Annotated in this window: 15 protein-coding genes and 1 pseudogene; 7 read left to right on the top strand and 9 right to left on the bottom strand. The window is 66.8% G+C overall.

The annotated features are described in order from the left end of the window. Positions 1–255: pseudogene (locus A5752_RS28100) on the bottom strand (hypothetical protein); the annotation flags it as partial. A 172-nt stretch (positions 256–427) separates the two neighbouring features. Here A5752_RS28100 and A5752_RS22335 point away from each other — a divergent pair. Together A5752_RS22335 and A5752_RS22330 are read left to right on the top strand one after the other, a co-directional pair. Further along, positions 428–817: a PPOX class F420-dependent oxidoreductase gene (locus tag A5752_RS22335; RefSeq protein ID WP_067090351.1), complete on the top strand. Its 390-nt coding sequence runs from the start codon at positions 428–430 to the stop codon at positions 815–817. 30 nt (positions 818–847) lie between these two features. Then, entirely contained in the window at positions 848–1,141 is a 294-nt protein-coding gene (locus tag A5752_RS22330) for an MTH1187 family thiamine-binding protein (protein WP_067090348.1), read from the top strand. On the opposite strand, the gene ricR is transcribed toward A5752_RS22330, so the two are convergent. Then, positions 1,138–1,428, bottom strand: a complete 291-nt coding sequence (gene ricR, locus A5752_RS22325; RefSeq protein WP_067090345.1) for a copper-sensing transcriptional repressor RicR — start codon at positions 1,426–1,428, stop codon at positions 1,138–1,140. The genes A5752_RS22330 and ricR overlap by 4 nt on opposite strands. A 2-nt stretch (positions 1,429–1,430) precedes the next feature. After that, positions 1,431–2,054 carry a DUF305 domain-containing protein gene (locus tag A5752_RS22320; RefSeq protein WP_067090343.1) on the bottom strand — a complete coding sequence of 208 codons (624 nt, stop codon included), beginning with the start codon at positions 2,052–2,054 and terminating at the stop codon, positions 1,431–1,433. 80 nt (positions 2,055–2,134) lie between these two features. Here A5752_RS22320 and ilvD point away from each other — a divergent pair, with 80 nt between their 5' ends. Next, the gene (ilvD, locus tag A5752_RS22315; RefSeq protein WP_067090340.1) at positions 2,135–3,865 is read left to right on the top strand and encodes a dihydroxy-acid dehydratase; all 1,731 of its coding nucleotides are present in this window, start codon (positions 2,135–2,137) and stop codon (positions 3,863–3,865) included. Positions 3,866–3,869: 4 nt separating this feature from the next. Here ilvD and A5752_RS22310 read toward each other — a convergent pair whose 3' ends face one another. The 5 genes from A5752_RS22310 to A5752_RS22290 all read right to left on the bottom strand — a co-directional run bounded on the left by A5752_RS22310 (position 3,870) and on the right by A5752_RS22290 (position 7,576). Next, positions 3,870–4,385 carry an MBOE_33420 family protein gene (locus A5752_RS22310; RefSeq protein ID WP_067090337.1) on the bottom strand — a complete coding sequence of 172 codons (516 nt, stop codon included), beginning with the start codon at positions 4,383–4,385 and terminating at the stop codon, positions 3,870–3,872. Positions 4,386–4,471: 86 nt separating this feature from the next. Further along, entirely contained in the window at positions 4,472–4,855 is a 384-nt protein-coding gene (locus A5752_RS22305; protein WP_067090355.1) for an SRPBCC family protein, read from the bottom strand. 64 nt (positions 4,856–4,919) lie between these two features. Beyond that, positions 4,920–5,438: an MBOE_33420 family protein gene (locus tag A5752_RS22300; protein WP_082964019.1), complete on the bottom strand. Its 519-nt coding sequence runs from the start codon at positions 5,436–5,438 to the stop codon at positions 4,920–4,922. A 25-nt stretch (positions 5,439–5,463) separates the two neighbouring features. Then, positions 5,464–6,237 (bottom strand): DAPG hydrolase family protein, encoded by a 774-nt coding sequence (locus tag A5752_RS22295; protein WP_067090334.1) that lies wholly within the window; start codon positions 6,235–6,237, stop codon positions 5,464–5,466. A 1-nt stretch (position 6,238) separates the two neighbouring features. After that, positions 6,239–7,576, bottom strand: a complete 1,338-nt coding sequence (locus A5752_RS22290) for an FAD-binding oxidoreductase (RefSeq protein WP_067090332.1) — start codon at positions 7,574–7,576, stop codon at positions 6,239–6,241. A 66-nt stretch (positions 7,577–7,642) separates the two neighbouring features. Between A5752_RS22290 and A5752_RS22285 the strand changes: the two genes are divergently transcribed. After that, the gene (locus A5752_RS22285) at positions 7,643–8,299 is read left to right on the top strand and encodes an IclR family transcriptional regulator domain-containing protein (RefSeq protein WP_231983483.1); all 657 of its coding nucleotides are present in this window, start codon (positions 7,643–7,645) and stop codon (positions 8,297–8,299) included. Here A5752_RS22285 and A5752_RS22280 read toward each other — a convergent pair whose 3' ends face one another. Continuing rightward, positions 8,300–8,965 (bottom strand): O-methyltransferase, encoded by a 666-nt coding sequence (locus A5752_RS22280; RefSeq protein WP_067090327.1) that lies wholly within the window; start codon positions 8,963–8,965, stop codon positions 8,300–8,302. A gap of 297 nt (positions 8,966–9,262) precedes the next feature. Between A5752_RS22280 and A5752_RS22275 the strand changes: the two genes are divergently transcribed. The 3 genes from A5752_RS22275 to A5752_RS28365 all read left to right on the top strand — a co-directional run. Next, complete coding sequence (locus tag A5752_RS22275) at positions 9,263–9,913, top strand: hypothetical protein (protein ID WP_067090324.1); 651 nt, start codon at positions 9,263–9,265, stop codon at positions 9,911–9,913. A gap of 203 nt (positions 9,914–10,116) precedes the next feature. Beyond that, a complete protein-coding gene (locus tag A5752_RS22270) occupies positions 10,117–11,031 on the top strand; it encodes an ESX-1 system-associated protein (RefSeq protein WP_231967369.1) in 915 nt (304 codons plus the stop codon). Between the two features lie 3 nt (positions 11,032–11,034). Next, positions 11,035–12,286 (top strand): WXG100-like domain-containing protein (locus A5752_RS28365; RefSeq protein ID WP_502686778.1); only part of this gene is annotated, 1,252 nt, incomplete at its 3' end.

The following is a 12,286-nucleotide window of genomic DNA, read 5'->3' as shown; positions in this document are numbered from 1 at the left end:
CTGCAGTCTCGTGGGCTCGGAGATGTGTATAAGAGACAGGGGCGGGGCCGCGGGGGCCGCGAGCGGATCCGCAGCCGGAGGCGGCGGCAGGGCCGGTCCAGGTGGCGGTGCCGGCGCCAGGGCCGGATCGACCGGCGCCGGTGGCGGCGGAACATCGGGCTGAGCCAGAGCGTGCGGGCTGGTGAGCACCATCCCGCCGACGACGCTCGCCGCCAAGACCGCAGTGAGCAGACGACTGCGCTTTACCCTGCGCATACACAACCTCCCAGTCGCAGAACTTCAACCAGTGTGGCATAACGCCCGGGACACTCCGAGCCGCCTCGACATGGGCAAACCCCTCATCCGCACCCATGACCTGCACTGTTCATCGGTTCCGGACGCCTACTGTTAACACCGCAGCCGCCGAACCGCCTTCGAGAGGATCGCCATGGTCGCCATTCCCGCCGGATACGAGTCCCTTTTGGAACGCCCGCTCTACGGGCATCTGGCCACCGTCCGGCCGGACGGCACGCCGCAGGTCAATCCGATGTGGTTCGCGTGGGACGGCGAGGTGCTGCGCTTCACCCACACCACCAAACGCCAGAAATTCCGCAACATCGAGGCCCAGCCCGCGGTCGCGATGTCGGTCAGCGACCCGGAGAACCCGTACCGCTACCTCGAGGTCCGCGGCGTCGTCGAGTCCATCGAGCCCGATCCGACCGGCGCCTTCTACCTGCAGCTCAACGATCGCTACAGCGGCCCGTTGACCGAACCTCCCGCCGACAAGGCCGACCGGGTGATCCTGATTGTTCGACCCACCGGGTACAGCAAGCAGTAGCCGACCGCCCTCCGGTGGCACGCTGGTCGAATGATTGTGGCCTTCAGCGTGAGCCCGACGGGTGGCGACGATAGTGTCGGCGACGCGGTCGCCGAGGCAGTCAGGGTGGTCCGTGAATCCGGGCTCCCGAACGAGACGAACGCGATGTTCACCAACATCGAGGGCGACTGGGACGAGGTGATGGACGTCGTCAAGCGGGCGGTCGACGCGGTCGCCGCGGCGTCGCCACGGGTGAGCCTGGTGCTCAAGGCCGACATCCGCCCCGGCCACACCGATCAGCTGACGGCGAAGGTCAAGCGGATCGAAGACGTCCTCAACGGCTAGGACCGCACCAGGCGCGCGATCGCGGCGGACGCCTCCGCCAGCTTCGCGTCGGCCTGGTCACCGCCTTCGGTGACCGCCTGCGCGACGCAGTGCCCGAGATGCTCGTCGAGCAGACCGAGCGCGACCGACTGCAGCGCGCTGTTGACGGCGCTGATCTGGGTGAGCACGTCGATGCAGTACTTGTCGTCCTCGATCATCTTCGCGATGCCGCGGACCTGACCCTCGATTCGGCGCAGCCGCTTGGCGTAGCTGTCCTTCTGCTGCGAATACCCGTGCACCGCGGTCATTTTCAGCCCCTCAGCATCTGGTTCATCTGATCGATCTCGGCCTGCTGCGTGTCGACGATGGACTGGGCCAGCCGCTTGGCGTCGACGTTCTCGCCGTTGGCGAGCTCGGCGCGGGCCATCTCGATCGCACCCTGGTGATGGCCGATCATCGACTGCAGCCACAGGGTGTCGAACTCCGGACCCGAGAGCGTCTTGAGCTTCGCCATGGTGGCGTCGTCGACCATGCCCTGCATCGCGCCGTGCCCGGAGCCGTGTCCGCCGTGCCCCTCCTGCCGGGTGCCCGCTTCGGGGTTCTCCTTCCACTGCACGAGCAGCACCTGCATGGTGCGGATCTCGGGCTCCTGGGCATTGGCGATCTGCTGGGCGAGCGCCTTGAGCTCCGGGTTCGTGGAGCGGTCCGGAACCAGCGCCGACAGTTCGACGGCCTGCTCGTGATGCGGGATCATGTCAGTCGCGAACGCGACGTCGTCGGCGTTGAAGCCGGCCGGCTGACCGCTGATCGCAGGCTCGTCGGGGTGCTCGTGGTCGGTGTGACCATCCGACGCCGGGGTCGTGCATGAAGTGAGCAACACGGCGGTGGCGAGGGCGACCAGGGCAGCGGCTAGGCGAGCGATCAGGGACGTCATGGGCTCGATGCTACCGCATACCCCACCGGGGTATAGATAACGGTTTGGCCGGGGCAAAACCCCGAAGGCATACTTGTTCGATGCCCTCAGAAACTCCCGACACCGAAGCCCGCCGTCGGGCCGAGCCCGACATCAAGCCCCGCAGTCGCGACGTCACCGACGGCCTGGAAAAGGCCGCAGCCCGCGGGATGCTGCGCGCGGTAGGCATGGACGACGACGACTTCGCCAAACCGCAGATTGGCGTCGGCTCGTCGTGGAACGAGATCACCCCCTGCAACCTCTCACTGGACCGGTTGGCCAAGGCCGTCAAGGACGGCGTCCACGCCGCGGGCGGCTTCCCGATGGAGTTCGGAACCATCTCGGTGTCCGACGGCATCTCGATGGGCCACGAAGGCATGCACTTCTCGCTGGTGTCGCGCGAGGTGATCGCCGACAGCGTCGAGACGGTCATGCAGGCCGAACGCCTCGACGGCTCGGTGCTTCTCGCCGGATGCGACAAATCGCTGCCCGGCATGCTGATGGCCGCGGCGCGACTCGATCTCGCGAGCGTGTTTCTCTACGCCGGATCGATCCTGCCGGGCAAGGCCAAGCTGTCGGACGGCACCGAACGCGAGGTGACGATCATCGACGCGTTCGAAGCGGTCGGCGCATGTGCGCGCGGGTTGATGCCTCGCGAGGACGTCGACGCGATCGAACGGGCCATCTGCCCCGGCGAAGGCGCCTGCGGCGGCATGTACACCGCGAACACAATGGCCTCCGCCGCCGAGGCGCTGGGCATGTCGCTGCCGGGCAGTGCGGCGCCGCCGGCCACCGACCGCCGTCGCGACGGATTCGCGCGGCGGAGCGGCCAAGCCGTCGTCGACCTGCTGCGGCGCGGCATCACCGCCCGCGACATCCTCACCAAGGAGGCGTTCGAGAACGCGATCGCGGTGGTGATGGCGTTCGGCGGATCCACCAACGCCGTGCTGCACCTGCTGGCGATCGCCCACGAGGCCAACGTCAAACTGACACTCGAGGACTTCACCCGGGTGGGCGCCAAGGTGCCCCACCTCGCCGACGTCAAGCCGTTCGGCAAGCACGTCATGTACGACGTCGACCACATCGGCGGCGTCCCCGTCGTGATGAAGGCACTGCTGGATGCCGGTCTGCTGCACGGGGATTGCCTGACGGTCACCGGTGAGACCATGGCCGAGAACCTCCGTCACATCGCGCCGCCGGATCCCGACGGCAAGGTGCTGCGTGCGCTCAGCGACCCCATCCACCCGACGGGCGGCATCACGATCCTGCACGGGTCGCTGGCCCCCGAGGGCGCGGTGGTCAAGTCGGCGGGCTTCGACTCGGACGTCTTCGAGGGCACCGCAAGGGTTTTCGAGCGCGAGCGGGCCGCGCTGGACGCTTTGGAGGACGGCACGATCCAGGCCGGCGACGTCGTGGTCATCCGCTACGAGGGCCCCAAGGGTGGGCCCGGCATGCGGGAGATGCTGGCGATCACCGGCGCCATCAAGGGTGCGGGCCTGGGCAAGGATGTGCTGTTGATGACCGACGGCCGGTTCTCCGGCGGCACGACGGGCCTGTGCGTCGGACACATCGCGCCCGAAGCCGTCGACGGCGGCCCGATCGCATTCCTGCAGGACGGCGACCGCATCCGGCTCGACGTGGCGAACGGCACGCTCGACGTGTTGGTCGACCCGGCGGAATTCGACTCGCGCAAGGCCGGTTTCGAACCGCTGCCACCGCGCTACACCACCGGCGTGCTGGCGAAGTACACCAAGTTGGTCGGATCGGCGGCGGTCGGCGCGGTCTGCGGGTAGCGGCCTATTGAGGCGGTGGCGGGTCGGTCGGGGTCAGCGCGATGGGAAGCCAGTAGGTGCCGGGGCCCTGGCCGGGGCAGCCCGGCGCGGGCACCGTGAACGTCCGCTCGCCGGAGAAGCTGCCGTCGCCGTTGGGCCGAAGCCAGTCCGAGCGCTGCGTGGTGACGGTGCCACCGCTGCCGTCGGGATTGCAGTAGAAGGGGTATTCGCCCGCGGACTCCCAGCGGTCGCCGTTCCACCGGTATTCGAATTGCGCTGGCGCATCGGGGTCTTGCGAGATCTCCGTCTCGCGCAACCACTTGGCCAGGCAGCCGGTCGTATCGCAGTTGGTGGTGAACACTCCCAGCTGTGTGGCCGGCGGCGCGAAGGCCGGCGCGCCGTTGAACGTCTGCCGCGAGTGATCGAGAAAGGCGTTGTAGTAGCCGTAGATCGGTGCCGGTTCGGGGCGGTCGGCCGTGGCCACGGGCGCCAACGTCACTGCGGTAGAGACGATGCCCGCGACGAGCGAGAGTGTCTTCATCTTCGAGAGCCCCTTCGTCCGGAGCCCTCGACGGCCGGAGAACCCTGGGCACTGGATAGCACAGTGCCGCGCCGGCCGTCGTCGAATCAGCGAGTCCGGGGTGCGCCGGCGAGCTGGACGATGCGCGGCAGGGCGATCGCGCAGACCGGCAGGTACGCGGTCGCCCACCACGGCACGCCGAACACGATCCTCGAGCCGTCGCCCTCGGGGATCACCTCGTGGCGGGTCGCCCCGACACCGGCGACCTTCCACGCCCAGCAGCGGCGGGGACGGAACTCGGTGATGGTGAACGGCAATGGCACACCGACAGGTGTGAAGACCTTGCCCCGGGCTCCGAGATGCAGGGGTTCGGGGTCGTCGAGTTCGGCGCCCGACACGGTCGGTCCCCACTGCGGCCATGTGGACAGGTCGGTGATGACGTCCCAGACCGCTTCGGGAGACGCGTCGCTGCGTAACTCCACGGTCGGCATCCCACGCCGGAATCCGAAGTTCACCACTGGCTGATGCCCCGCCGCGGGGGCGGTTAAACGACGGCTACCGCGGCGGTGGCGGGTCGATGGGTGTCAGGTTGAACGTCAGCCAGTGGGTACCGGGCCCTTCGCCGGGGCACCCGGTCCCTTCGGTGACGAGCGTCCGCTCCCCGAAGAAGCTGCCGTCCGGGTTGGGGATCAGGTAGTCCGAGCGTGTCGCGTTCACGGCGCTGTGCGGGTCGCTCCGATCGCAGAAGTAGGGATACTCGCCGCTTGTCGACCACCGGTCGCCGGTCCAGCGGTACTCGAACTGCAGTGGTGCGCCCGGATTGCGGGCGTGGTCGTCCTCGTTGTGCCAGCGCGCGACGCAGCCGTTCACATCGCATTGGGTGGTCAGTTCGACGGGGAACGTGACAGGGTTCATCGGCGTCGGCCGGCCGTTGAACGTCTGCTTCGAGAAGTCGATGAAGACGTTGTACCACCCGTACAGCGGCGGTGGTTCGACTCTTTCTGCGTGCGCGACAGGGACGAAGGCCATGGCTGCGCCTGCGGCAAAGACCGCCACCGGCAACGATTTCGACATAGATCTGGTTAACACATCGACAGGTTCAGCGCCCGCCGAATCGCGCGTAAAGCTCGGGCAGGAAGGCGGCGAGATGGTTCATCTCCTGCGCACAGTGCACCATCAGGTCGCGGGGGTCGGGTAGCTGACGCGCGGCGACGGGTCGAACGACCCTGTCAGCCAACCGGTTTGCGTACCGCACGGCGACATGGCGACCCCCCATCCAGAAGCGCGAGCGCATCTCGGAGCCGTCGGGCGTCGCGCGAACCTGGTGGACCAGCCAGCCGACATCGACCGGGATGTCGCTGGATCCGAGCCGCGCGCAGATCGCGACACCGTCGCTCAGATCGCCCAGCCCCAATTCCGACGGGTCCACGAACTGGATCGCCGGGCGGGTGAACGACGAGCCGAGGTACTCCTCCACGAGCGACGTCCGCCCGACGTACCCGGCTTCGCCGCCGCCGTCACTCCAGTGGGCCGACACATGCGCGCGGGGGTGCCACAGCTTGTAACGGCGCGAGTCGCTGCCGTGCCACCCGAACCACCAATCCCACATGTCCGGGGTGACGCCGGGCATGTCGGTGCGAACCGACACCTGGATACCGCCGTCGCGCAGGACGCCGTATCCGTTCTCGGTCTGCTGATATCCGTCGCCGCGCATCGCGACGATGTCGTCGAATGCGGGCAACGTCGGCTCGGCCTGGGGTCCGTGATCCAGCGCCACAACGACATGCTCTGGTAGGGCGGCCATTTCGGGGTGGTAGAACCGCGCAAACTCGACGGCGAAGTCGTCATCGCGGTAGCCGAGGTAAGACTGCATGTCACACCCTGCCCATCCAGCTGTGGAATCGACCGTCGGGGTCGTACTGTGCGCGTACGCGATCGAGGCGGTTCATCGCGTCCTCGGTGGCAAACCGGGCCGGACGCTGACCGAGATTCTCGTCGGCGAGTTGGATGCCGGTCGCCAGATGTGCCATGTCCGCCATGTTCGACCGCGCCCAGTCGCCATAGCGGTCGTCGTCGGCCGCATCGCGCCAAACCGTGTACAGCGCAAGGTAGATGTCGTCTTCGAGGCTGTACGCCATGTCCTGGCGGGCTGGCGACGGTCCCCAGTTCAGCCAGAGGAAGTGCGACGGATGCGGCGGCAGCGTTTCGATGATGCGGCGGATACCGGGTAGCAGGTCGTCGGCGGGCGCCGACGTCCACATGTTGTCGGCGGCGTAGCGGTAACCGGTCGGATAGTTGCTCATCACCCCCTCGTACCAGCTCGCGAGATCGGCAGGCGCGTACGGGATCGCGACGATCGCCTGGTCGCGGACCGGACATGTGTCGAGCAATGCCAACGCTTTCGCCGCCTCATCTTCCGAATCGGCGAACACCGGTGAGGCCATGACGATTCCGGGCTGGTCGACCCCGGCGCCGGGAACGCTTCGCGACGCGACGATCTGCAATTCGACGCGACGGTCGACGTCGGCGCTGATGGCTCGGGCCCAGGTGAAGATCTCGTCGGCGAGTTCGATGGGGTACACGTAGAGGCTGCTGCCGCAGACGGCGGGACGGGGATACAGTTTGAGATGGAACGCGGTCACCACGCCGAAGAAGCCCGGTCCCGATCCCCTTGCTGCCCAGTACAACTCGGGGTGGCTGTCGGGTCCGCAGTGGATTCGCTCGCCGTCGGCGGTGACCACGTCGAGACCGATGACGCTTTCGCAGGCCGGACCGAGGATGCGACTGTTCCATCCGTAGCCACCTTGCAGCAGGTATCCGCCGATGCACACGCCCTTGCAATGCCCGGCCGGAAAGAACAGGTTCTGGGCCTCGAGGTCCGCGGCCAGCAGGCTGCCGCCCTTGCCGGGCCCGACGATCGCGGTCATGCGGTCGGCGTCGATGGAGCAGTCGTCGAGGCGGCTGACGTCGAGCAGCAAGCCACCGTCGCGGACGTGGTTGCCCGCCCAGCTGTGCCCGCCCGAGCGCACGCCGATCTTGAGGTCGTGTGCGGCCGCATACCGGACCGCGGCGACGACGTCGTCGACGGAAGCAGCCTGCACGACCACTTCGGGATAGCGGTCCGGGGTGCGCGCATTCCAGACGGTCGCGCGGCGAGCGGCGTCGTATCCGTCGTCAGAGCGGGTGAAGGAACGGCCAGATGGAAGCGACATCTGGGACCTCCTCGGTCCGTATACCGAATCTTTGTGAACCGGTATGCGGATCAATATAGTGAGGGCGTGACGCGGCCGGGCCGAAATGAACGAACCGACGGCATTCAGGTGCTGCGCCGGGCGGCGGCCGCCCTCGACGAGATCGCGGCGGCTCCCGGACAGCTGCGGCTGGTCGATCTGGGGGCGCGGCTGGGGCTGGCCAAATCGACGGTGCGGCGGTTGCTCGTCGGGTTGGTGGAGGTCGGCTTCGCGGCGGTCGACGACCAGGGACGGTTCTCGCTCGGGGATCGTCTGCTCGGCCTCGGAAGTGCCGACGTCGCGGGACTCGCGGCGTTGTTCCGGCCGACGCTCGAGCACCTGGCGGCCAGCACCGGGGAGACGGTCGATCTTTCGGTGTTGCGTGGCGGCGAGATGTTGTTCATCGACCAGGTGGAGTCGGCCCATCGGCTGCGGGCGGTGTCGGCGGTCGGGATGCGCTTCCCGTTGGAGTCGACGGCCAACGGGAAGGCGGCGACGGCGTTGTTGGACGGGTCGGTTGACGTCGCGTTCGACCGGGACGAGCACACGACCGGCATCTCGGCTGCCGGCGTTGCCGGACGCGCGGCGGGCGGACACGTCGTCGCGATCTCGGTGCCCGCACCGACCGAACGGTTCGTGGCACACGAGAAGCGAATCGTGGCGGCGCTTCGCGAAGCGGCGGCGTCAGCGCCGTGGTCGAGGTGACTACCCGACGACGCGGGCGACGGCAAAGCCGTCCCAGCCTTTGAGCCCGACGGTCTGGATCGCGGCGGTCTCCAGTCGGGGGTGGTCCCCCATCATCTCGAGCATCTCCCGGACGGCTCGGGCCTGGGCGTCGTCGGCGGCGGGTTCGAGCACGCGGCCGAAGCGAGCGATGTTGTCCACCAGGATGATCGAACCGGGCCGGCCGAGTTTGATCGCCCACTCGACGTAGGCGATGTTGTTCTCCTTATCGGCGTCGATGAAGGTCAAATCGAACACGTCGCCGCGTTCGGCGAGCACGGGCAGGGTGTCGAGCGCGGCGCCGACGATGATCTCGATGCGATCCTGCACGCCCGCGCGGGCGAAGTTCTGACGAGCGATCTCGGCGTGCTTGGGCTCGTACTCGAGGGTGACGACGTGGCCGTCGGCGCCGACGCCGCGAGCGAGGTTGATGGTGCTGTAGCCGGCAAGCGTGCCGATCTCGAGGACGCGGGTGGCCGAGGACAAGGCCGTCAGGAGGTAGAGGAGCTTGCCGTGCTGGCCGGACACCTCGATCGGCGGCATGCCGGCCGCGTCACCGGATTCACGCGCGGCACGCAGCGCGTCGTCTTCGGTGTGCAGGATGCGGTTGAAGAGCTCGTCAAGCGTCTTGGAGTCCGGATCGGCCATTCGCGGAACGATAGCGGAGGAATGCGTCGGCGCCGAGAGCCGTCGAGCGACGTTTGCTGACATCGGTCGTTGCGGTCTTTTACCCGGTAATGGCCCGGATGCGGTGGCAGGGCATTGAGTAACTCGTCGACCGTGGCAGGGCCCCTCTACGACGGGAGAAGGTCTGGAGAGGGTGCGCGTCGGAGTGGTGAAATTTGGCGCGATCGCTGGTATTGCTGGTCGGGTAGCATTTGCCGGGTGATTCTGGAGGGGCATGCCGATCGATCGGCGCGACGCTGATCGCTGCGCGGGAAGACGATGACTGAGACGCTGCGAATCGATACCGAGCTGGTGCTCGAGGCCGGTGGGCGGTTGCAGGCGCTCGCGGAAGGCATTCCCGAGCCACCCGCTTCGTTCAGGCCCGAGGGCGAGGATGCTCTGTCGACGGCGATCGCGGCGAAGGTGGCTGAAATCGTCGATCCGGTGATCGCCCAGTTGCCGGTCGCGAAGGAGGAGTTGGCGAAGTACGCGCAGAACGTAGTGAATGCCGCCAACGCCTACGACTCCACTGATCGCGCGATCGCGGAGGAAATTCTGAAGCGCCTCGAATCGGTCGACGATGCGGCAGGAGCGACCGGCGCAGTGACGCCCGCGGGTGCGGGCGCTCCGGCGACGGCGGGTCAGCTGGGCGCGATGATGCCGATGGCGCAGCAGGCTGTTCAGGCGACGACGCAAGCGGCCGGGATGGCGGGTTCAGTTCCGCAGTCGATGACGCAAGGCGTGCAGCAGGCGGTCCAGCAGGGCGGGCAGCTGATGGGGGTGGCGGGCGCGGACGCGCCCGAACGGGCCGGAGAGTTGCAGGCGGAACCGGCAGCAGCACCTGGAAACTCGAATGTTGAAACAGTACCTGGGGTTTCGCCGTCCGAGTCCCGGTCTTCCGTCGAGGAGGAACCGGGGACGGCCTTGTGAGCTTTCCGCCACCGCCTGAAGGTCCGCCACCCGGGAATTCGGTTCCGCCGCAGGGCTATCCGGGACCGTACGGGCCGCCGCAGCAGCAGCCGCCGTGGCCGCAGCAGTGGCAGCCGGGCCCGCCGCCAAAGAAGCGCGGTAACGCGTGGAAGTGGGCGCTTGGCGGCATCGCCCTGCTCGCCGTCATCGGAGTCACTGCGGCAGTGACGATTTCGGTTACCTCCGATCGCGGCGACGAACGCGATCCGGGCCCGTCGGGTGAGACTTACGGTCTAGCAAGCGCCGACGACACAGGTCCGGTCAACATCATCACGGAAGACCCTACGTGCGCCGCATGGACGCCGATCAATGAAGGACTGGCAAAAGCCCAACGAAACGGATGGGAGAGAATCGACCGATCTATCCGCGCTTCGGATTGGTCACCTGAACAACGGGCGCAATACGTCGCTGTCGGACGAGCGATGCTAGATGCCGCCGACCAGACGGAGCGCTTGGTTCGCATGACCCCGCACAGAGCTATGCGTCTACTGTTCGATCAGTTCATCGCCTATGCGCGGGCGTATAACGAGGCAATACCCACCTACTCTCCGCCCGCCAACTACTTGGCTACCGTCGCGGCCGACGCGTCATCATCAATTGGGAATATCTGCGCCACCATCGCCTATGGGTCTGCGCAGACCTGGTCTTCGTCAGTCCCGTCCGTCGCTCCCCCATTGCAGTTACCGCCACTGCAGGATCCCAACAACGCAAGGCCTTTCTTATCCGTACCTGATAAGACATGCCCGCAGTGGGAGCCCCTTCTCATACGCTTTAAAGCGGATACCCAGTCTTGGGCCACCGTTGATGCAAACAAGCCCGCAACACAGTGGACGCCGGAGCAGCGATCTTCTGCGGAAGCGCTCATCCCTGTCATAGAAAACTTTGCGGAAGATGTTGAAAGACTGGGCCGCCAGAGCGCGAACGGAGTCCTGCAGGATTTTGCTGTCTTGGCCGCCCAGTACCGCCGCGCTTTTGCCCAGGCACTACCGAATTACAGCCCCGCTGACTCGTACCTTTCGGCGGTGGCTGTCGACCTTACTAACCTGATATTTGATGCGTGCAAGGCTGTTGGGGACTAACCGGTGGGTATTCGCAGGCCTCCTGACCCATACGGCTTGACTGCGCCGCCAGCGTGGCCCGAAGCGGACGAAGACGCCCTACGTCTGTCCGCAGGCACGTTCGAAGGTGCATCGAAATCCGTTGATGCCAAATATGATCTGGTGAAGCAGGAACAGGCGAAAGTATTTGGCGGCGTCGGGCTCTGGTCTGGAATCGCAGCGAGCACGGCTAGCGCAGCTCTCGCTGAGCGAATCCTCGATCTTGAAGACGTGAAGCGAAACCTCGATGCCGCCGCAAATTTTCTTCACAAGAGCGCTGAAACGATCATTTCAACGAAAACTCAGATTACGAGCAACGTCGAGATAGCCAACGCAATCCTTGCCTGGATCGAGTCCAACCCCGACATACCCGAGGGTGCGAAGCAGTCCGCACTTGCAGAGGGAATAGCCGCTGTCCGTCAAGAGAACGCATCGCTCGTCACAACAGCTGCGTCCGAGATCTCGACGGTGAGGACGCCTCTCTCAGCGGACGCAGGGAAACCAGCGGACGTATCCTTCTTCCACGGAGCAGGGTCCGACGGCGGGCCGACCGTCAGCCCCGCAGGTCGCATCTCTGGCGTCGGTGGTGATGACCTTGTTCAGAGCCCGCCTCCCGGAATCCCAACGGCGCCCGGTGCGCCGTTGCCAGCTAATAGCGGTATGAGTGAGGTCGGCGGAAGTGAGGCGGTAGATGATCCCGCGCCCGGTTTTCCACCGGTTAATGCACCTGGGCGAGTGACCTCTGATCTGGGGAGGATAGGTGGCGAGGATGTCGTCGGACAACCACCGGTTCTAGACACGCGGCCATCACCCGCGATGCCCGGAATCCCCGGCGCGCCAGGAACTCCCGCACCTCCGCGCATAAGTGCTCCGGTCAGGCCCATGTCGAGCGGCGGCTCGCCCACACCATCAGCTCCGTCAACGCCACCCGCACCCAGCACGCCTAGCACCGTCAACCCTGCAGCCACAGTGCCGGCGCAGGCACAGCTGGCCGATCTCCAACGCACCATGGCAGAGTCAGCCGCCAAAGCTGTTGCACAAGCACCGATTCCACCACCGCAGTCGGTGCCCGCAGCCGCCGCCCCAGCCGTACAGCCTTCCAGCCTCGCCGCGATCGCCGACACACCGCCGTCGCCACCGCCGCCCGCTCAAACTCCGACTGCCGCCGGTGCAAGCGCGCCCACCGGCCAAGCGCCCGCTGCCCCGCCGCCCGCCACCGGCGCCGCACCCGCCCCAC

It is taken from the genome of Mycobacterium sp. 852002-51961_SCH5331710, assembly GCF_001665535.1.
Lineage (GTDB): Bacteria > Actinomycetota > Actinomycetes > Mycobacteriales > Mycobacteriaceae > Mycobacterium.
Note: the sequence above shows the minus strand (reverse complement) of the source record. Positions and strands in the feature narration are given on the sequence as shown.